Source organism: Wenyingzhuangia gracilariae (assembly GCF_056387575.1).
Genome location: NZ_CM150748.1, coordinates 735,638 through 755,390 on the forward strand (window position 1 = coordinate 735,638; position 19,753 = coordinate 755,390).

At 30.2% G+C, this 19,753-nt stretch carries 20 protein-coding genes; 16 read left to right on the forward strand and 4 right to left on the reverse strand.

Features of this window, described 5'->3' with window-relative positions:
- The first annotated feature begins 24 nt into the window (after positions 1 to 24).
- The 9 genes from ACY2IJ_RS03105 (at position 25) to ACY2IJ_RS03145 (ending at position 7,325) form a co-directional block, all read left to right on the forward strand.
- Positions 25 to 651: a Crp/Fnr family transcriptional regulator gene (locus tag ACY2IJ_RS03105; protein WP_476725698.1), complete on the forward strand. Its 627-nt coding sequence runs from the start codon at positions 25 to 27 to the stop codon at positions 649 to 651.
- Between the two features lie 71 nt (positions 652 to 722).
- Complete coding sequence (locus tag ACY2IJ_RS03110; protein WP_476725699.1) at positions 723 to 1,172, forward strand: DMT family transporter; 450 nt, start codon at positions 723 to 725, stop codon at positions 1,170 to 1,172.
- Positions 1,169 to 1,903 (forward strand): GNAT family N-acetyltransferase, encoded by a 735-nt coding sequence (locus ACY2IJ_RS03115; RefSeq protein ID WP_476725700.1) that lies wholly within the window; start codon positions 1,169 to 1,171, stop codon positions 1,901 to 1,903. Before ACY2IJ_RS03110 ends, ACY2IJ_RS03115 begins: the two co-directional genes overlap by 4 nt.
- A 268-nt stretch (positions 1,904 to 2,171) precedes the next feature.
- Positions 2,172 to 3,809, forward strand: a complete 1,638-nt coding sequence (locus ACY2IJ_RS03120) for an ATP-dependent nuclease (RefSeq protein WP_476725701.1) — start codon at positions 2,172 to 2,174, stop codon at positions 3,807 to 3,809.
- Positions 3,810 to 3,811: 2 nt separating this feature from the next.
- Positions 3,812 to 4,939: a UvrD-helicase domain-containing protein gene (locus tag ACY2IJ_RS03125; protein ID WP_476725702.1), complete on the forward strand. Its 1,128-nt coding sequence runs from the start codon at positions 3,812 to 3,814 to the stop codon at positions 4,937 to 4,939.
- A 144-nt stretch (positions 4,940 to 5,083) separates the two neighbouring features.
- Positions 5,084 to 5,524, forward strand: coding sequence for a hypothetical protein (locus ACY2IJ_RS03130; RefSeq protein ID WP_476725703.1), 441 nt, complete (start codon positions 5,084 to 5,086; stop codon positions 5,522 to 5,524).
- A 26-nt stretch (positions 5,525 to 5,550) separates the two neighbouring features.
- Entirely contained in the window at positions 5,551 to 5,955 is a 405-nt protein-coding gene (gene arfB, locus ACY2IJ_RS03135; protein WP_476725704.1) for an alternative ribosome rescue aminoacyl-tRNA hydrolase ArfB, read from the forward strand.
- A 94-nt stretch (positions 5,956 to 6,049) separates the two neighbouring features.
- A complete protein-coding gene (locus ACY2IJ_RS03140; RefSeq protein ID WP_476725705.1) occupies positions 6,050 to 6,865 on the forward strand; it encodes a DUF6597 domain-containing transcriptional factor in 816 nt (271 codons plus the stop codon).
- A gap of 85 nt (positions 6,866 to 6,950) precedes the next feature.
- Positions 6,951 to 7,325 carry a VOC family protein gene (locus ACY2IJ_RS03145; RefSeq protein WP_476725706.1) on the forward strand — a complete coding sequence of 125 codons (375 nt, stop codon included), beginning with the start codon at positions 6,951 to 6,953 and terminating at the stop codon, positions 7,323 to 7,325.
- An 87-nt stretch (positions 7,326 to 7,412) separates the two neighbouring features.
- Here the strand turns inward: ACY2IJ_RS03145 and ACY2IJ_RS03150 are convergent, their stop codons facing one another.
- Genes ACY2IJ_RS03150 through ACY2IJ_RS03160 form a run of 3 tightly spaced genes read right to left on the reverse strand, consistent with a single transcriptional unit; the run spans position 7,413 to position 8,829 of the window.
- The gene (locus ACY2IJ_RS03150) at positions 7,413 to 7,868 is read right to left on the reverse strand and encodes a hypothetical protein (protein ID WP_476725707.1); all 456 of its coding nucleotides are present in this window, start codon (positions 7,866 to 7,868) and stop codon (positions 7,413 to 7,415) included.
- Positions 7,869 to 7,881: 13 nt separating this feature from the next.
- Entirely contained in the window at positions 7,882 to 8,259 is a 378-nt protein-coding gene (locus ACY2IJ_RS03155; RefSeq protein WP_476725708.1) for a hypothetical protein, read from the reverse strand.
- Between the two features lie 6 nt (positions 8,260 to 8,265).
- Positions 8,266 to 8,829: an RNA polymerase sigma factor gene (locus tag ACY2IJ_RS03160; protein ID WP_476725709.1), complete on the reverse strand. Its 564-nt coding sequence runs from the start codon at positions 8,827 to 8,829 to the stop codon at positions 8,266 to 8,268.
- Between the two features lie 235 nt (positions 8,830 to 9,064).
- On the opposite strand from ACY2IJ_RS03160, the gene ACY2IJ_RS03165 reads away from it, so the two are divergent.
- From ACY2IJ_RS03165 to ACY2IJ_RS03185, 5 genes are all read left to right on the forward strand, one after another.
- A complete protein-coding gene (locus tag ACY2IJ_RS03165; protein WP_476725710.1) occupies positions 9,065 to 10,888 on the forward strand; it encodes a DEAD/DEAH box helicase in 1,824 nt (607 codons plus the stop codon).
- A 102-nt stretch (positions 10,889 to 10,990) separates the two neighbouring features.
- Complete coding sequence (locus tag ACY2IJ_RS03170; RefSeq protein ID WP_476725711.1) at positions 10,991 to 11,467, forward strand: DUF6452 family protein; 477 nt, start codon at positions 10,991 to 10,993, stop codon at positions 11,465 to 11,467.
- A complete protein-coding gene (locus tag ACY2IJ_RS03175; RefSeq protein ID WP_476725712.1) occupies positions 11,448 to 12,200 on the forward strand; it encodes a DUF6048 family protein in 753 nt (250 codons plus the stop codon). The genes ACY2IJ_RS03170 and ACY2IJ_RS03175 overlap by 20 nt, the downstream gene beginning before the upstream one ends.
- 5 nt (positions 12,201 to 12,205) lie before the next feature.
- On the forward strand, positions 12,206 to 13,165 hold the full coding sequence (locus ACY2IJ_RS03180; RefSeq protein ID WP_476725713.1) for an isopenicillin N synthase family dioxygenase: 960 nt from the start codon (positions 12,206 to 12,208) through the stop codon (positions 13,163 to 13,165).
- 295 nt (positions 13,166 to 13,460) lie between these two features.
- Positions 13,461 to 13,811, forward strand: a complete 351-nt coding sequence (locus tag ACY2IJ_RS03185) for a translation initiation factor (protein ID WP_476725714.1) — start codon at positions 13,461 to 13,463, stop codon at positions 13,809 to 13,811.
- On the opposite strand, the gene ung is transcribed toward ACY2IJ_RS03185, so the two are convergent.
- Complete coding sequence (gene ung / locus ACY2IJ_RS03190; RefSeq protein WP_476725715.1) at positions 13,784 to 14,494, reverse strand: uracil-DNA glycosylase; 711 nt, start codon at positions 14,492 to 14,494, stop codon at positions 13,784 to 13,786. The two genes, ACY2IJ_RS03185 and ung, sit on opposite strands and share 28 nt — an antisense overlap.
- A 73-nt stretch (positions 14,495 to 14,567) precedes the next feature.
- On the opposite strand from ung, the gene ACY2IJ_RS03195 reads away from it, so the two are divergent.
- Positions 14,568 to 16,778 (forward strand): endonuclease MutS2, encoded by a 2,211-nt coding sequence (locus ACY2IJ_RS03195; protein WP_476725716.1) that lies wholly within the window; start codon positions 14,568 to 14,570, stop codon positions 16,776 to 16,778.
- Positions 16,779 to 16,823: 45 nt separating this feature from the next.
- Positions 16,824 to 19,646 carry a TolB family protein gene (locus ACY2IJ_RS03200; RefSeq protein ID WP_476725717.1) on the forward strand — a complete coding sequence of 941 codons (2,823 nt, stop codon included), beginning with the start codon at positions 16,824 to 16,826 and terminating at the stop codon, positions 19,644 to 19,646.
- Positions 19,647 to 19,753 lie beyond the last annotated feature (107 nt).

Consider the following 19,753-nt stretch of genomic DNA (forward strand, 5'->3'; position numbering starts at 1 on the left):
CATCTTATTTAATGTATTTTAGCTTTGTATAAACATATAAGTAATAATCAATTGCATTTAAAGGAACATAATTATATTCTAAAATTAAAACTAAAGTTTGAAAGTTATTCTCTAATTTCTAAAGAAACATGGTCGTTAATAGAATCTATCATCTCTTTTAAAACCTTAGAAAAAAATGAAACTTTACTTAGGAATGGTCAAGTTTCTAAAAACATTTATTTTATTTGCAAAGGAGCTTTAAGAGCCTACATAACTGATTATAACGGAAACACTTATAATAAAAATCTTTTTCTTGAAAATGATTTTGCAGGCTCAACCGTATCGTCTATTTTAAACAAACCTTCTGATTTTACCTTAGAATCTCTTGAAGACACCCTACTGATTTGTATAAACTACAAAAAATACAGACAATTTATTGAACAAAATATAGAGTTAAAAAACTTTTACATTGCCTATTTAGAAAAAAACTGGATTATTGACAAAGAAAAAAGAGAGGTATCTTTAGTAATGGACAATGCTACCGAAAGATATTTAAAACTACTTCAAGAACATCCAAATATTGACAAAAAAATACAAAAACTACACATTGCATCTCATTTAGGTATTACCCCTACTCAATTAAGTAGAATTATAAAAAATATAAATTCTTAAAATCAACATATGTAAAGTTGTAACTTTTTGGATCCATCTATTTTTGTTTCAACAATGAATCAAAACAGACAATGAACCAAATTTCACTATTTACATTAGCAATTTTAGGAGGTGTATTTTTAGCAGCTCAAGGTGCTTTAAACTCCACATTAGGTGTATGGTTAAAAAACCCTTTGCTAGCCTCTGTTTTTGCCTTTTTAAGCAGTAGTGTTTTTGCCATTGTTCTTGTTTTACTAACAAGCAAATCATATATATTAGAACTAAATTTTAAACAAATTCCTAAATATTTATGGTTTACTGGTGCATTGTTTAGTGTAGTAGGAATTAGTTTGTATTACTACACCATACCTAAATTAGGAATAGCCACTATGATTTCTTTAGGTTTATTTGGACAACTAACTTTTTCTATAATTGCAGGACATTTTGGATGGTTAGGTTTGCCCACAGAACCTATTTCTATTAAACGAGTTATAGGTTTTGCTATTATGATGTCAGGAATTATTTTAATCAACACAAAATGAAAACAACAACTAATTTAGCAAATGCCAATATTGATAATTTAATAAACCTTTGGCAAACAGTAGGAGAATCTTTTAATTCTTATTACCAAACAAACAATATTAGTTACTGTGTAATTAGCCAATCTGAATGGCCAAACAGGTTGTGGCTACACCAACACATTAATTCTGAAATTATTTCTGAAATTAAGAATGTACTATCTACAATTCCAACAAGTATAACAATTCCTATTTGGAACCAGCACAATAAAAATGAAGAAACAATTTTAGAGAACAATGGTTTTCGTTTAAAATTTGAGCAAATTGCAATGTATTTAGAACTAAACAAACCTTTAAAACCTAAAAACAATGTTGTCATTCGTCCGGTTTTAAACAACCTTGATGCAGCGCTTTGGTCAGACATTTTTCTAAAATCATTTAAATACAATATAAGCACTACTACCCTTCTTAAAACTTTAAAAACAGTGAATTACTATATTGCATATTGCAATAACACTCCTGTTGGCACTGCTATATTACACACAACAAATAATATTGCTGGAATTCATGCAGTTGGTGTTCCTCCAGAAATGAGAAAAAATGGTTATGCTAAAGAAATTATGAAGTTATTAATTAACAAAGCCATTGCAAAAGACCATAAATATGTAACCTTACAAGCCTCTAACATGGGAAAAAACATGTACTTAAACCTAGGTTTTAAGCCACAATTCACCATTAAAAACTATACTGTATAACTGGCTAACACTTTAAACCTATTCTTTTAAATTTCTAATTTTACAGTTATTGTAAAACATACCCACAAGTATTTTAACACAACAATTCTCTTTTTACAAACAATCCTACTCATTTTTTTAGTAGGATTTTTTTGTACCTATCATTTGTTAAGAACTTTTATAGTTTGTGGAAAAGTAAGCTTATGATTCACGAATGCAAATACGTAATTTTATAAAAACCAAATTGAAGAATAATACAACATCGTGTTGTTATTTTAAAAAAAGAAAAATGCATATTGAGAAAATAAAAATCAAAAATTTCAAATGCTTTAAAGAAGAATTTGAATTAATTTTAAATGAAAATGTCAATATAATTGTTGGTGATAATGAAGCTGGTAAATCAACTATTTTAGAAGCCATAAACCTTACTTTATCAGGATGGTTTAAAGGTAGATATATCCAAAATGAATTAAATGAATATCTTTTCAACAAAGAAACAATAAAGGAATATATATTAAGCTTAGAAACAGATAAACCTTTAGCTCCCCCATCAATTAAAATTGAAATATTTTTATCACAAGATACTTCATCAATCTTTAAAGGAAATAAAAACTCTGAAAAATCCGATTTAATAGGTCTATCATTTAACATAGAGTTTGACGAAAAATATTTACCCGAATATCAAATCTTAACCAAAAACAAAAGTATTAAAAGCTTACCTATTGAGTATTATAATTTTTATTGGGAATCTTTTGCTAGAGATGAAAGGATAACACCTAAATTAATACCTATAAAGCCTGCTTTAATAGATTCTTCAAATGGAAGATTACAAAATGGTTCTGACATTTATATCAGTAGAATTATTAGAGATTTTTTAGACAAAAAAGAAGTTGTTGATGTTTCTCAAGCACATAGAAAGATGAAAGATGTCTTTATGGAACAAGATTCAATAATTAATATTAACAAAAAAATACAAACTGATTCAAATATCTCTAGTAAAAAAGTTGAATTATCAGTCGAATTGTCTTCTAAAAATTCTTGGGAAAATTCATTAGTGACATATCTTGACGATATACCTTTCCATCATATTGGAAAAGGAGAGCAATGTATAATAAAAACAAAACTGGCTTTGTCACATAAAAAAACATTAGAATCTAATGTCCTTTTAATAGAAGAGCCAGAAAACCACTTATCACATACAAAATTAAATGAATTAATTCATGACTTGAAAAAAGGTGCAAAAAACAAGCAAATTATTGTAACTACTCATAACAGTTTTATTGCAAATAAATTAGGTTTAGAAAGTGTTATTCTTTTAAACTCTCAAAAAACAATAACATTTAATGATTTGGATAATGAAACATACACCTACTTTAAAAGATTAGCTGGTTACGATACTCTTAGATTAATATTAAGTAAAAAATCAATACTTGTAGAAGGAGATTCAGATGAGTTGATTATTCAAAAAGCATATTCTCAAAAACATAAAGGTAAACTACCTATTGAAGACGGAATAGATGTTATTTCAGTAGGAACTTCTTTTTTAAGATTTTTACAAATAGCTGAAAAAATAAATAAACCTGTTACTATTATTACCGATACAGATTGGAGTCTTGAACAACTTGAAAATAAATACAAAAATTACATAAGAGAAAATTCAAAACCAAATATTATAATTTCTTACGATAATATCGTCGACGAAGGAGATTTTGAAATCTATGATAAACCTTTTAATTATAATACACTTGAGCCTAAACTACTAAAGTCTAATTCAATCGAGTTATTTAATTCAATTCTTGGTAAAGAGTTCACTAATGAAAATGAGTTTCACAAATACATGAAACTTAATAAAACTGAATGTGCCTTGAAAATATTTGAAACAACAGAAGTAATTCAATTCCCCGAATTTATTTACAATGTACTTTAATCATGACAAATGAAATCATCATTGCCTCAGCAGGTTCAGGAAAAACAACAACTTTAATCAATAAGGTATTATTAATTCCTCAGAAATCAATTTTAATTACAACATATACAGAATCAAATGCTTTAGAAATTAAGAATAAATTTATCCAATTAGTTGGTTATATCCCTTCTAACGTTACGATTTCTACTTGGTTTTCATTTTTAATAAAACAATGTATCAAACCTTATCAAGCTGTTTTATTTGAACATAAAATAAAAGGATTACTACTTGTAAATGAAAAATCCGGAATAAAATATGTAGATAAAAAAAATGGCAGGAAAATACCATATGCAGAAGAAGAAAATTTTCATAAATTTTATTTTTCCGAAAACAATAGAGTTTATTCTGATAAAGTATCAAAGCTTGCTATCAGAGTTAATCAAGAAACGGGAGGAAAAATAATAAATCGACTTTCCGAAATATACGATTATATATTAATTGACGAATCCCAAGACCTGGCCGGGTATGATTTGGATATTTTAAAAATCTTTGCAAAATGTGATTTAAATTTAACTTTGGTATGTGACCCAAGGCAAGTTACATATTTAACACATAACTCAGCTAAGTATAAAAAGTATAGAAATGGGCTCCTAAAGAATTTTATAACTACTGAATGTAAAAATATCAATTTTGTAATTGACGAAACCTCCTTAGCATATTCATATAGATGTAATAAACAAATTTGTGACTATGCTAATAAACTTTATCCACAACATAGTCAATGTGATTCAAAACAAAAAAAGACAACAGGTCATGATGGGGTTTTTCTTATTACAAAAGATAAAGTAAATGATTATTTAGAAAAATATAATCCAATTCAATTAAGATGGTCTTTATCAACAACAAACATAAATCCTGATTATAGTATTATGAATTTTGGACAATCAAAAGGCTTAACATTTGAGAGGGTTCTTATATACCCTACTAAAAAAATGCTTGAATGGATAAAAAACAATAATATCACTATTGAAAAATTCAGCAATGAAGCTAGAGCTAAATTATATGTTGGATTAACAAGAGCTAAATATAGTGTTGGAATAGTTTGTAATAAAATAGATAATTCTATGACAGAAGGACTTAATGTATATTAATAAAAATAATCACCTATAGAAACTACTCTATTTAGTTCTAATTATTACTACTAAATACTTATTCAAACACAAAATAAAACATAGCAACTAATTTATAACTAAACTAAAACTTTTACTTTAGTTTGGTATTAAAACTTAAAAATAATGAATATTAAACATGTTATTATACTATTACTACTTGGGTTTACTACCAACTCCTTTTGCCAACATAAAAATGAGTTGTTAATTCTCCCTGAAAAAGGAAAGCTAGTTTATCAATTTAATGGAGACCTTTTAACAGATACAAAAGCTGTTTACGCTACCTTAAAAGCAAATGGACATTCTGCTGTTCAAACTCATTTAATATCTTATAAAAAGAAAAATAAAACAAGTGATGTTTTTTGGGGAATTGGTGGTGGCTTTTTAGGTATTTGGTTATTGAATGAATTTGCTAATAAAGAATTTCATTCTTCTAACGGAAAAGATGTTGCTTGGAAATCTATAGTAATTGGAACCACTTTAAGTTTTTCTATATCTGCTCACCTTTTTAGAAAATCAGCAAAAAAAGAATTGCTACTAGGTGTTGAACAATTTAATAAGCAATAAAAAACACCCCCTAACATTCATTGCCTATGAACACAGAAATATTAACAAACGAACTAACATTTAAAGCTAGCAGAAGTTCTGGTGCAGGAGGACAACACGTAAACAAAACATCATCTAGAATAGAAGTGTTTTTTAACATAAACACCACACAAGCACTTACCCAAAGAGAAAAAGAAATGATTCTCTTAAAACTAAAAAACAGAATTAGCAAAGAGCAAACCCTTAGTATTAGTTGCGAAGAAACAAGGTCTCAGCACAAAAACAAAGAACTAGTTACCAAGCGTTTACTAGCTTTGTTAAAAGCTAGTTTGGTTCGTCCTAAAATTAGAAGAGCTACAAAACCCACCAAAGCATCGGTAAAACGAAACACAGAAATTAAAAAAAGACAAGCCTCTAAAAAAGACCTGCGAAAACCTCCTAAATTAGATTAAAAAAACATTGTTTCCCCACCCACTCTTCATTAAAATGTAGTATGCACACGTTATTGTTATTTTAAGTATTTTTAAAGTCTTAAAAAAACAGGCTATGAATCCTAAAATTTATCAACCCCAACAAAATTTAAAGGAATGGGTAAAATGTTATTGGACTCTAGAAAGTGCTTATAAAGATACTCCTCAAAAAAACTCCATTATTCCAGATGGAACCATGAAACTTATTTTTCATTACGGAGAAACTTACAAGCATCACCCCAACAATAACGAGAGTATTATTTTACCTAAATGTTTTTTAATAGGGCAATTAACACGTCCGTATGTTGTAGAACCTTTGGGAGTTACCGGTTCTTTTGTGGTACGCTTTCAACCCAATGGATTTTTACCTTTTGCCAATGTATCTTTAAAAGAAATTCAGAACACTGCAGTGCCCTTGGAACAGCTTTTTGGTGAAGAAGGAATTAAAATTGGTCAGCAAATTTTAAATGCCAATTCTACTACCGAAAGAATCAATTATATAGAACATTTTTTACTAAAACAACTTACCAACAAAGAAAACATAGACCATATTGTAAAAAATACGGTTGAAATAATGTTAAATGCCAACGGACAATGTTCTGTAAACGAACTTTCTAAACAAAACAATGTAAACCGAAGACAATTAACTCGTAAATTTTCTTCTACCATTGGACTAAGCCCAAAACAACTTTCTAAAACCATTAGAATACAAAACACCCTAAAAACACTCCTAACCCAAAACATTAGTAGTTTAACCGATTTGGCTTATGAAAACGAATACTTTGATCAAGCTCATTTCATCAAAGATTTTAAAGAGTTTACAGGCTTAACTCCTAAAGAATTTTACGGTGATGATTTAAAAATGTCTTTAATTTTTGATCGCAAAAAATAGGCATGTCCCATTTTTACAATTTTTAATTGTACTACTGTTGCACTTTTGTATAGCAATAACGCAACAAATAATAAAACAAATAAAAATGAAAAATGTAAATCCTGTAAACTGGTTCGACATCCACGTATCTAACTTAGAAAATGCTAAAAAATTTTACGAAACTGTTTTTAACATTCAACTTGTAGACTTTCCAATTCAGTTTGGAAAACAAGCAGGTTTCCCTTTTGATCCTAATGGTTTAAACATAACAGGGGCACTTGTAGAAAAAGAAAATTTTGTAGCAGGCAACAACAATACAATTGTGTATTTTGAGTCTGAAGATTGCAGCACACAAGAAAATTTGGTAGAAAAAGCTGGAGGAAAAATTATAAAGCCTAAAATGTCTATTGGTGAATTTGGTTTTGTGTCTATTTTAATGGATATAGATGGCAATACAATTGGATTGCATTCTAGAAAATAACCCAATTCTAAAAAGAAACACACCTACCAATTTCTATAAAGTGGGTGTAAAAAAAGCGATTTTGATTTAGCATCAAAATCGCTTTTTTTATTCTATTTTATGTTCTTCTTTGTTTCTTTCATGAAATCTTTCTTTAAACCTATGATCATGATCAAACTCACCGTGCTTGCCTCTTCTCTCGTGCATCAATTTCATTTGTTCTGGGGTTAATGTTTTTCTAAATTTCTCTTTGGCCTCCCTTAAACGCTCTCTGTGTGCAAACATTATTTTTTTTTGAGCTTCGCTAAAAGTAGCCATCATTGCTTGTTTTTTTTCTGACCTACTTAATGTTTTGTTTTCTATAATTTTTACCTGTTCTTTAGACATGCTTGCTCTTAGCTCTTCTCTACTTATTCGAATCAATTCTCTTTGTTCGTGCAGCATTTTTTTCTGGCTTTCTGTTAAAATGCTATCCTCAACGCATCTGCCCTCTTGTGCATGGGCAGAAACCAAACCTAGCATAAGTACAAACAATAGGGAGTATATATGTTTTATCATGTTCATAATTAAATCATTATTAGTTTATAGGATTACTTTCATCATACAATTCTTCTAACATATAAGCATCCGATAATTTGTCTATTTTTTGATCGTTCATAAAAAGAGAAGATATCAATACTTTGGTTTCTTCATCATTTAACGTTACGGTTTCGTTGGCTGTACTAGTAAAATTTAAGGTAGAAAAAAAGAACATCAACATTGCTGCTACAGAAACATAACTTATGCTTTTTACAACTCTTAATCTTTTATTTTTCACCACTGTTTTTGCTAAAATAGCATTCTTGTTTTTTAAAAAATAATCATCAGGAATGTTGTACCCTAATTCTTGAATATGCTTTTCTTTTCTTTTGTTATCAAAAGAAATATTTTTATTAAAATGTATATCAGACTTCATAATCGTTTATCTTTTAATTTCTAATTGTGTTACTTGTAACATAGATTTTTCTATCTGTTTAGCAGCACTATAGTATATGGTTTTTACGGTATTTTCTTTTATTTCTAACACATCAGCTATTTCTCTAAACTTTAGATCATCATAATATTTCATCTGAAAAATTTTTCGGTGTTTTTCAGACAATTTAAAAAGACTTTTCTGTAATTTTAATTGTGCTTCTTCTCCATCAAAATAAGAATCGCTTACCAAATTATCCAAATGCCTTTCTTCCAAACCTTCTATAGAAAAAAACGTTTTGTTTTTCTCTTTTTCTAAAAAACGTATCGATTCGTTATACGCTATTCTATACATCCAAGTGTGTAACGAACTTTGTTGTTTAAAATTTGACAAACTTTTGTATACTCTTATAAATGTGTTTTGCAATACATCATTGGCATTTTCATGACTAACTACCAATTTACGCACATGCCAATACAAACGCTCCTGATAAAGGTCTAACAACTTTGTAAAAGCCCTATCTCTTTGTTTTGGGTTTAACAGTTTTTCAATAAAATCGGCTTCGTTTTTCAAAAAAAATTATTTAACTATGTTCTTAAAATATCCCTTTACATTTCTTTGACCCTTAATTGCTAAAATAGTTTGTTTTGTAGAATTAAAAAATTACAATAACAAAAGTAGTTCTAATCACCTAACAATGTTTAAAGTCTTTTAACTAGGTCAATCTAATTAAATAACGTACTTTTGCATCTTTATAATCAGATTTGCAAACTAGTCGTATAGGTTTGTGGATCATAAACAAACTTATATGTCGACATTTAGCGAATTAGGGTTGAGAGAAGAAATTCTTTCGGCTTTAACCGATATGGGGTATGAATCTCCATCAGAAATTCAAGAAAAAGCAATTCCACAAGTAATTTCATCTACCGATGATTTAAAAGCTTTTGCACAAACAGGAACAGGAAAAACTGCAGCTTTTAGTTTACCTATTATTCAACAAATAGACGTTGATAACAACAATGTACAAGCTATCATTCTATCGCCAACGCGTGAATTGGCTGTACAAATTGGAGACCAAATTCAAAAATTTTCTAAAAACATTAGAGGTTTAAAAGTTGTAACTGTATACGGAGGAGCAAGTATTGAAGATCAAACTAGAAAATTAAACAGAGGAGCACAAATTGTTGTGGGAACTCCTGGTAGAACTGTAGATTTAATTAGCAGAAGAAGATTAAAACTAGACAACTTACAATGGTTAGTTTTAGATGAGGCTGACGAAATGTTAAACATGGGATTTAAAGATGATTTAGATGCTGTGTTAGAAGCAACTCCATCTACCAAACAAACGTTATTATTCTCTGCAACTTTTCCTAGAGAAGTAGAAGCCATTGCTCGTAATTACATGCACCAACCGGTAGAAATTTCTGCAGGTACCAAAAACACAGGTTCTGATGATGTAAGTAATGAATATTATGTAGTAACAGAACGTAACCGTTATGCGGCTATTAAGCGTATTGCAGATGTAAACCCTGATATTTACGGAATTATTTTCTGTAGAACAAGACGTGAATGTCAAGAAGTATCAGAAAAATTAATTGCAGACGGATACAATGCAGATTCTTTACACGGAGATTTATCGCAAGCACAACGTGACAACGTTATGCAAAAATTCCGTAACAAAACCGTACAAATGTTAGTAGCAACAGATGTAGCGGCTCGTGGGTTGGACGTAAACAACTTAACACACGTAATTAACCATAAATTACCAGATCAGAACGAAGCTTATACACACCGTAGTGGTCGTACAGGTAGAGCTGGTAACAAAGGTACTTCTATCGTATTAGTTACTTCTAGAGAAGTAGGAAAACTAAGACCTATTGAACGTAAAATTCAAAAGAAATTCATTAAAAAAGAAGTTCCTAGCGGAAAAGAAATTTGTGAAATTCAATTGTTTAAATTAGTAGAAAAAGTTAAAAACACAGAAATTAACACCAAAGAAATTTCTGAATATTTAGACAATATTTACGAACAATTTGAAGGATTGTCTCGTGAAGAGTTGATTCAAAAATTCATATCTGTTGAGTTTAATGCATTCTTAGAATACTATTCTAAAGCCAATGACATTAACGACAACAGACCTGCTAGAGAAAGAGACGATAGAGGTAAGAGAAGAGACGATGAGAACATGTCTCGTTTCTTTATCAACATTGGTAGAAAAGACAATTTAACGCCACCTCGTTTAATGGGATTGATCAACGATCAGAACATTACCAACAACGTAGAAATTGGACAAATTGAAATTTTAGATACTTTTTCTTTCTTTGAGTTAGACAAAAACTTTGAAAAAGAAACATTAGATGCTTTCTTAGCAAACTCTCCTGAATTTGAAGGAAGAAATGTAAATGTAGAAATTACCAAAAAACGTCGTTCTGGTGGTGGCGGAGGTCGCGGAGACAGAAGACCACGTAGAGATGGTGGAAACTTTAGAGGTGGAGACAGAAACAGCAGACCACGTAAAGAAAGCGGAGACTTTAAAGGTAGACGTAGAGAAGGTGGAAATAGAGATAGAGAAAGTAGAGGAAATGCTTCTTCTCGAGTTCAGAATAAAAATTGGGGTCGTAAAAGAGACTAATTCACATTACCAAAAAGGGTTGCTAAAAAAGCAACCCTTTTTTTATACGAACATTTTAAATTCATCGTTTAATTTTCTATAGAATCTATTATCTTTGAACGCATGAAGAAACTATTACTTTTCTTGTTAGTCGCAACCTCTTTTATAGCTTTTAACAGTTGTCAAGATGAGTTTTGCTTAGAGGCAACAACCCCTAGTTTAGTTATTGAATTTTACAACAATTCAGAAAAAGATTCTTTAAAAGAAATTAAATTAATTGTGTGGGCCAACAGCACAATGGATACTATTTTTAATGGTACCGTTACCACTAGTGGTAATTTAACACTTCCAATAGACACTCAAAACAATACTGTCGTTTATCATTTATCTATGCAAGATGAACTTGGAAACGGAACCGTAGAAGACCTAACTCTTAACTACACCGTTCAAGATGTATTTGTTTCTAAAGCCTGTGGTTATAAAAGTATTTTTAACAACGTTAGCATTGCAACTACCAAAAACAGTTGGCTTTTAGATAGCGAAACAACCACACAAAGTATTACCAACGAAACAACTGCTCATGTTAAAATATATCATTAGTTTTTTAGGGCTTTTTTTGCTACAACAAACAACCATTGCTCAAAAAAAAACAGCTACAGAAATTGCAAACAAAGTAGTTACAGACACAACAAATCTTAATGTTGCAAAAGACAGTGTAAGTGAATTTTACAACCCTAAAACATATGGTCTTAGATTTGGTATAGACATTATTAAACCTATTTTAACTTATTCTTGGGATGGAGAATTTAAAGGAGGAGAAATTGTGGCAGACTATAGAATAAATACAAGATTATTTATGGCTGCAGAAGCCGGTTATTCTAACAGACGTTTAGAAGAAGATACCTTTAACAACACTGTAAAAGGAAGCTATTTAAAAGCCGGAATAAATTACAATTTGTACACCAACTGGTTAGACATGGACAATGAATTGTATTTAGGAGCTAGATATGGTTTTGCTACGTTTACCAACCAATTAAACAGCTATACTATTTTTCAAGAAGGAGAATATTTTGAACCTAAAGAAGTTACAACACCTACAGAATACAAAGGTTTAAACGCACATTGGGTTGAGCTTGTTGCTGGGATTAAAGTAGAAGTTTTAAAAAACTTTTTTTTAGGATTTATGGTAAATATTAACAAAATAATTACCTCTAAAGAACCCTCTAATCTAAAAAACACCTATGCCCCTGGTTTTGGTAAAATTACTAAAAACGGTTCTGGAGCCAACATTAACTACACGTTAACCTATAGAATACCACTTTATAAAAAATAAAAATCATGCAAAAAATTCCATCTGTAGATCTTCAATTATTTTTATCAGAAAACGAACAACAAAAGCAAGATTTTGTAAATCAAATTGGTACAGCTTTTAACACTATTGGATTTGTTGCTTTAAAAGGTCATTTTTTGTCTGATGATTTGGTAGAAAAACTTTACACAGAAGTACGCAACTTTTTTAACCTGCCTCAAGAAATAAAAAACAAATACGAAATTGATGGTCTTGGAGGACAACGTGGTTACACTTCTTTTGGAAAAGAAAGTGCCAAAGGTAAAAAAGAAGGAGATTTAAAAGAGTTTTGGCATTTTGGGCAATATGTAAACAATTCAGAAGAACTTTCAGAAGTTTTACAAAAAGTATTAATTCCTAATGTAATTGTAGAAGAACTTCCTGAATTTAACAAAGTAGGGAAAGAGGTTTTTAAACAATTAGAAAAAACAGCCAAGTATGTTTTACGTGCTTTAGCTATTTATTTAAATATTAATGAGTTTTATTTTGATGAATACATTTACAATGGAAATAGTATTTTAAGACCTATACACTACCCTCCTATTCAAACAGAACCTAAAGGGGCTGTAAGAGCAGCTGCACATGGAGATATTAATTTAATCACTCTGTTAATGGGAGCCCAAGGTAAGGGGCTACAAGTTCAAAATTTAGAAGGAAACTGGATAGATGCCATTGCACAACCTGATGAGTTGATGATTAATGTAGGAGATATGTTGGCTAGATTGACCAATAACAAACTAAAATCAACCATTCATCAAGTTGTAAACCCTCCAAAGGAACTGTGGGGAACATCTCGTTATTCCATTCCATTTTTTATGCACCCAATACCTACAATGGATTTAACATGTTTAAGCAATTGCGTTACCTCGCAAAATCCAAAACAATATACCGACACAACTGCAGGAGAATTTTTAACAGAAAGACTAAAAGAGTTAGGATTGATTAAGTAATACTTGATTTTTATCATCTTTTTCCTAATTTTGAAAAAAAAGAAGAGAAAAAGATGAGTGTGTCCTCTAAAAGACGAAAAAAATACAAACGTAAAAAGGTTAAAAAAAACAAATTAAACACCTTTAAACTTTTTTTAATCCTAATAGGTTCTGTTTTTATCCTTTTTGGAATCCTTATTGGAGATTTAAATATAGATCTTATAAATATACCTTCCTACGTATCTATTGCCATAGGATTGGTTTTTCAAATCATAACTATTTATATCTTTGTAAAGCAAAAAACAATACAAACATAATGGCCAAAAAATTAAACGATTTATCTGCTCTAGGTAGTTTTGCATATTCTACCAACGATGATGTTTATTACGACAACGGAGAAACTGAACAAGAAACCCTTCCTAACAATCAACAAAACTTAGAGGCCATATTTTCTAACAAAGGACGAGGAGGAAAAACAGTAACCATTGTTAGAGGATTTGTGGGTACAGAAACCGACTTAAAAGCACTAGGTAAATTGTTAAAAAACAAATGTGGTGTTGGTGGTAGTATTAAAGACGGTGAAATTATTATACAAGGAAAACACCGAGATAAAATTATGGATATTTTAAAAAACGATGGTTACAAGGTAAAAAGAGTTGGTGGTTGATTGTTATTTTTAACAGCCCACTGTATTTCTTTTTTTCCTTTTTGCTTTAAATACTCATTGGTTTTAGAAAAATGTTTGCACCCAAACCAACCTCCTTTATTTGCTCCTAACGGAGATGGATGTGTTGCTTTTAAAATTAAATGTTTGGAAGAGTCTATTAAACTTTCTTTTTTTTGAGCAAAGCCCCCCCATAATAAAAACACCAATCCTTCTTTTTCTGAAGACAATGTTTGAATTACAGTATCTGTAAATTTAGTCCATCCAAACTTTTGATGACTGTTAGGTCTCCCCTCTTGCACTGTTAATGTGGCATTTAACAACAACACACCTTGTTTAGCCCAAGCACTTAAATCTCCATTGGTTGTTGGCATTTCTACTCCTATATCTGTAGAAACTTCTTTGTAAATATTTTTAAGGGAAGGAGGAAATTTTTGAGCATGCACATAAGAAAAGGACAAACCATTGGCCTGTCCTTTTCCATGGTACGGATCTTGTCCTATAACAACAACCTTAACATTTTTAAAGGCACAATAATTAAATGCATTAAACACATCTTTTTTTAGCGGATAAACTGTGTTTTCTGCATAAGCTGCTTCTACTTTTGTAGTTAATTGCAACCAATAATCTTTGGTAAATTCCTCTTTTAAAATTTGTTTCCAATCATTTGAAAGTAGACTCTGCATATTTATATTTGAATGTGTATTTTTGTGATGCTTACAAAATAACAACATCTACAGTAAGTACACAATTAAAAGCATGAGTCAAATACATAGCAAAACCTTACAAGATTTAGAGTTTTCCATTATTTTAGAAAACATTTCGCAACACTGTACATCACAACAAGGAAAAGATCAGGTATTAAACATTGTTCCTTTTTCTAACAAACCTGACTTGAAAACAGCTTTGGCTCAAGTTCACGAATATTTAGGTTCTTTGGTTAGCGAAAATAGAATTCCAAATCATTATTTTGATGATATTGAAAAAGAAATTAAACTTCTTAAAATAGAAAACAGCAAACTACTACCCGATGCTTTTTTAAAAATTGCCAATATCGCAACTACTTCAAATGAACTAATTGTTCATTTTAAAAAATTTAAAGACTACTACCCTACTTTAAGTCTGTTAACAGATACTATAGAGTACACCAAAAGTATTCCTGAAATTATTTTTAAAACCATAACTAATTATGGGGAGGTACATGCCAAAGCATCTGAGTTATTAAATAAAATTCGTAAAAATTTAAATGAAGTTCGCAGTCAAATAACAGCTTCTTTTAACAGCGAAATGGCAAAATACCACAAAGCTGGTTTTTTAGATGATATTCGAGAATCTATTATAGAAAATCAACCTGTATTAGCTGTTCAATCCATTTACCGTAAAAAAGTAAAAGGAAGTATTTTAGGAACCTCTAAAACAGGAAGTATTGTTTTTATTGCACCGCAAAGCACCTTAAACTACCATAGACAACTACAAGAATTGCTCCTTGAAGAAAAACAAGAAGTTGATAGAATTCTTAGATTGCTAACACACAACATTAGACCTTACACTCCTTTAATTAAAGAATATTTAAATCTTTTAATTGCTTTAGATGTATTAAAAGCAAAAGCGTTGTATGCTAAAGAAATAGATGGTGTAAAACCAAATTTTTCTAACAATCAGGCAATACATTACATTAATGCTTACCATCCTATTCTATTACAAAAAAATAAGTCTTTACAACTACCTGTAATACCTCAAACATTAAACTTAGATAAGAATCAACAAATTATTGTGATTTCGGGTCCTAATGCTGGAGGAAAAAGTATTACTCTAAAAACCATTGGTTTGTTGCAGGTAATGATACAGAGTGGAATTTTAATTCCGGTACATGAAAATAGTACAACTCATTTCTTTGATCATATTTTAACAGACATAGGAGACAATCAATCTATAGAAAATCAATTGAGTACCTATAGTTACCGATTGAAAAACATGCGTGGTTTTTTAAAAAAATGCACCAACAACACCTTGTTTTTAATTGATGAATTTGGAACAGGATCAGATCCTGAATTGGGAGGTGCTTTGGCTGAAATTTTCTTAGAAGAATTTTATCGTCAAGGAGCTTATGGAATTATTACTACTCATTATACCAATCTTAAAGTATTGGCCGATGAACTAGAAAATGTAGTCAATGCCAATATGGCTTTTAATAGCAAAACACTAGAACCTATGTTTACCTTGTTAATAGGGCAACCTGGTAGTTCTTTTACATTTGAAGTGGCACAAAAAAATGGAATTCCATTCAGCTTAATTAATAGAGCTAAAAAGAAAATAGACAAATCTAAAATTCGTTTTGACAAAACTATTTCTAAACTACAACAAGAACGTAACAACCTACAAAAAAACACTTTAGATATGGAGCAACAAAGCTCTAAAGCTAAAGAACATGCAGATCAGCTGGCAGAAAAGGAATCTAAAATTCAGGAAAAATTAGAAAGTTTTCAAACGTTATATGACACCAATCAAAAAATACTAAGCATTGGTAGAAAAACAAATGAATTGTTAAACAAATACTTTCAAACCAATAATAAAAAAGAGTTTAAAACAGAGTTTGACAAATGGGTGTTGATTGAAAAAACCAAATACAACGAAGCACATCCGAAAGTCAAAAAAACCAAAGCAAAAAAACAAGCCGAACAAAAAGCAAAGAAACAAGCTGAACACGTTTTAAAACAGACTGAAAAAGAAGTACTAAACAAAGTTGTAGAAGTTAGAAAGGAAAAAGAAAAAGAACAAAAAATAGCTGCAGAAAAAAAAGCTAGCTATGTGTTTAAAGTAGATGATAAAGTGAGATTAATAGATGGTAGAGCTTGTGGAATTATAGAAAAAATTGACAAGAAAAAAGTAACCATTAATTATGGAATGTTTACCACCACAACTACTTTAGACAAAATAGAATTGGTGGTTGCTGCTAAAAGAAAAAAATAAAATTACACACAGAAAATTCAACCATTTCTGTTCAAAAAAATTGCCATGTTGTTTCAAAGAATCATTACACATTTACTGTATCTATTCCCTTTATTTATATGGGCTCAAGATCAGCATGAACCTCAAAAATGGGAAAAACTAAAAAGTACCTATGTAAATGTTATTTATAAAATTGGACAAGAAAAAGAAGCAAAACAAATTGTAAATACAATTCACTATATTCAAAAAAACAATAGCAAATCTATAGGTTATCACTACCAACCTATTACTATTGTATTAAGAGCAAACTCTGTAGATTCCAATGGTTTTGTAACTTACAGCCCTTTTAGAAGTGAGTTTTTTAACACTCCACCTCAAGAATTTAAATCGTTAGGTTCTACCAACTGGATTAGTACATTGGCCATTCATGAATACAGACACGTACAGCAATTTTTAAATCATAAAAAAGGGCTTACCAATGTGTTGTATTATTTATTTGGAGAGTCTGGGTGGGCAGTAGGTAGCATTACCTCCATTCCTAACTGGTATTTTGAAGGAGATGCAGTGGTTATGGAAACCGCCTTGAGCGAAAGTGGTAGAGGACGTTTGCCTTATTTTACAGCCTTGCAAAGAGCATTATATAAAGATGATAAAATTTACAACTACTCTAAACTTAGAAATGGTTCTTACAAAACCTTACTTCCAAACCATTACCAAACAGGTTATCAAATTTTAAATTATTACCGCAATCATTTTGATGCTAGTAAGTTAGATAACATTGCAGGTAAAGCGGCCGGATTTCAATTTCCTTTTTATGGATTTAGTGTTCAGTTAAAAAGAGAAACTGGTTTAGGAACCCTAAAAATGTATCAAAAATCAGCAGAAGAAAATCAGCGTTTATGGGCAGCACAAAGAGATTCTTTATCGGTTCAAAACTATACCCAACTTAGCCCAAAAACAAATAAAGTTGCTAGTTATCAATATCCGCAGGTAATGGAAAACGGAACTGTTATTGCTTTAAAAAATTCATTTGACAAGATTCCTACTTTTTATCAAATAGACACTTTAGGAAACGAAACCAAAATAACAACATCTATACAAAATATAGATTCTTATTTTAATTACAATCAACATCAATTGGTGTATACTGGATTTTCTTTAAACCCTAGGTACAACAACTCTAGCTATAATGATGTGTATGTGTATGATCTATTATCAAAATCTCAAAAAAGAATTACGCATAAAAAAAGATACTTTTCTCCAAGTTTTAACAAAAACAATCAAAAAATAATTGTTGTAGAAGTCAACCAAAACAAAAGCAAGTTAGTTGTTTTAAATGCTAGTAATGGAACCCTTTTAAAACAAATTCTTGTTGATGGTTTTGTGAGTAGACCTCAATTTATAGATGAACATACGTTTGTTTATATAAAAAAACAACAACACCAATTGGCTATTTTTAAAATGGATAAAAATGCTAAGGAAACCCAACTAACTAACTGGACCAGTCATGTAATAGACAATATAAGAGTATATAAAAACAGCGTGTATTACAGTGCTTCTTTTAATGGTATTGACAATATTTACGAAACTCCATTAAACGGAAGTTTAACAACCAATCAAATTACAAATGCCACTATTGGAGCCTACCATCCGTTTGTAAAAAACAATAGAGTATATTTTACAGAACCTACAAGTAACGGTTCTAAAATTTCTTTTACAAAACTTCAGAAAAAGGAATTTAAATACCTAGAACCTGTACTAATGAATTGGAACAACTCCAAAACAGTTGCTTTTGAAAACGGAAATATTTTAAACAAAATAGACACTAAAAAAAGTTATACGAATGCTTACAACTCTGTTTTTGAAGATGTAAGATTTCACGATTGGGGATATCGTCTTAGCGATCAAAAAGTTTCTATAAACACAATTGCTACCAATCTTTTAAACGATTTTAGCATGAATGTTTTTACCGATGTTTATTTAAACGAAAACAATTCTTTTCTTATGGGTGCTGTGGCATCATACAAAAAATGGTTTCCTGTTCTTAACTTAGGCTTAGAATACGGATATAGGAATTTTAACACGCAAATTCTTAACACAAACGACAACACATATTACCTAGGAGCTATTAGTTACAACAACATAAAGCTGAGCCCTAGCATTACAATTCCTTTAGCACAAGTAAGTGGAAACTATACACACAATTTTCAATTTGATGTTGGTTATGAGTACAACAAAAGTTTTGACTCTAAATTTACGTTAGACAATTCAAACCAATCAACATCTTTAACCAATTTGGAGTTTTCTGCCTTTAGTACACAATTGTTACTTTCTTCTAAAAAACAAAAAGCTACCCAAAACATCAACACAAGAAAAGGATTTACAAGTTTAAACAACTACCACAAAGGTATTTCTGGGAACAATGCTACTTATATATCTACAGTAAACAAGTTGTTTTTACCAGGAATATTGGCAACACACAACAGTTATTTTTCTTTTAACTACCAAAGAAATGATAATCAGTTGCAAACCGATACTTTTACTTATGCTAGAGGATATTCTGACATTCCATCTGTAGAAGCAAATCGTATATCTTACACTTACCAATTGCCTTTGTTTTATCCTGATTTTGGAGTTTTGGGAATTACTTACTTTAAAAGAATTAGAGCTAATTTATTTGCAGATTTTAGCACACTAAAACTACCTAACCAACAAATAACCAAGCAAAATTCAATAGGACTTGAAACTATTTTTGATAATACATTTATCAATATTAATCAGTTAGAAATAGGAATTGGTTACAGGGGTAGCTATTTATTAAAAAAAGACATTCAAGCTCCTAATCGTACTTTTGTACATAGCATTTTTATTAGCACAACCTTATTTTAACACCGTTTTGTATAGTTAATTTACAAAGCTTTGTACAGGTGTTTCTTAATTAAGAAACACCTGTACAAAAATCTATCACAAATAAACCCCTATAAAAACTTACCTAC

What these genes read in the sequence shown, in the direction of transcription:
- ACY2IJ_RS03110 (WP_476725699.1), top strand. Translation starts at nt 723, where the DNA reads ATGAACCAAATTTCACTATTTACATTAGCAATTTTAGGAGGTGTATTT.
- ACY2IJ_RS03115 (WP_476725700.1), top strand. Translation starts at nt 1,169, where the DNA reads ATGAAAACAACAACTAATTTAGCAAATGCCAATATTGATAATTTAATA.
- ACY2IJ_RS03120 (WP_476725701.1), top strand. Translation starts at nt 2,172, where the DNA reads ATGCATATTGAGAAAATAAAAATCAAAAATTTCAAATGCTTTAAAGAA.
- ACY2IJ_RS03125 (WP_476725702.1), top strand. Translation starts at nt 3,812, where the DNA reads ATGACAAATGAAATCATCATTGCCTCAGCAGGTTCAGGAAAAACAACA.
- ACY2IJ_RS03130 (WP_476725703.1), top strand. Translation starts at nt 5,084, where the DNA reads ATGAATATTAAACATGTTATTATACTATTACTACTTGGGTTTACTACC.
- arfB (WP_476725704.1), top strand. Translation starts at nt 5,551, where the DNA reads ATGAACACAGAAATATTAACAAACGAACTAACATTTAAAGCTAGCAGA.
- ACY2IJ_RS03140 (WP_476725705.1), top strand. Translation starts at nt 6,050, where the DNA reads ATGAATCCTAAAATTTATCAACCCCAACAAAATTTAAAGGAATGGGTA.
- ACY2IJ_RS03145 (WP_476725706.1), top strand. Translation starts at nt 6,951, where the DNA reads ATGAAAAATGTAAATCCTGTAAACTGGTTCGACATCCACGTATCTAAC.
- ACY2IJ_RS03150 (WP_476725707.1), bottom strand. Translation starts at nt 7,868, where the DNA reads ATGAACATGATAAAACATATATACTCCCTATTGTTTGTACTTATGCTA.
- ACY2IJ_RS03155 (WP_476725708.1), bottom strand. Translation starts at nt 8,259, where the DNA reads ATGAAGTCTGATATACATTTTAATAAAAATATTTCTTTTGATAACAAA.
- ACY2IJ_RS03165 (WP_476725710.1), top strand. Translation starts at nt 9,065, where the DNA reads ATGTCGACATTTAGCGAATTAGGGTTGAGAGAAGAAATTCTTTCGGCT.
- ACY2IJ_RS03170 (WP_476725711.1), top strand. Translation starts at nt 10,991, where the DNA reads ATGAAGAAACTATTACTTTTCTTGTTAGTCGCAACCTCTTTTATAGCT.
- ACY2IJ_RS03175 (WP_476725712.1), top strand. Translation starts at nt 11,448, where the DNA reads ATGTTAAAATATATCATTAGTTTTTTAGGGCTTTTTTTGCTACAACAA.
- ACY2IJ_RS03180 (WP_476725713.1), top strand. Translation starts at nt 12,206, where the DNA reads ATGCAAAAAATTCCATCTGTAGATCTTCAATTATTTTTATCAGAAAAC.
- ACY2IJ_RS03185 (WP_476725714.1), top strand. Translation starts at nt 13,461, where the DNA reads ATGGCCAAAAAATTAAACGATTTATCTGCTCTAGGTAGTTTTGCATAT.
- ung (WP_476725715.1), bottom strand. Translation starts at nt 14,494, where the DNA reads ATGCAGAGTCTACTTTCAAATGATTGGAAACAAATTTTAAAAGAGGAA.
- ACY2IJ_RS03195 (WP_476725716.1), top strand. Translation starts at nt 14,568, where the DNA reads ATGAGTCAAATACATAGCAAAACCTTACAAGATTTAGAGTTTTCCATT.
- ACY2IJ_RS03200 (WP_476725717.1), top strand. Translation starts at nt 16,824, where the DNA reads ATGTTGTTTCAAAGAATCATTACACATTTACTGTATCTATTCCCTTTA.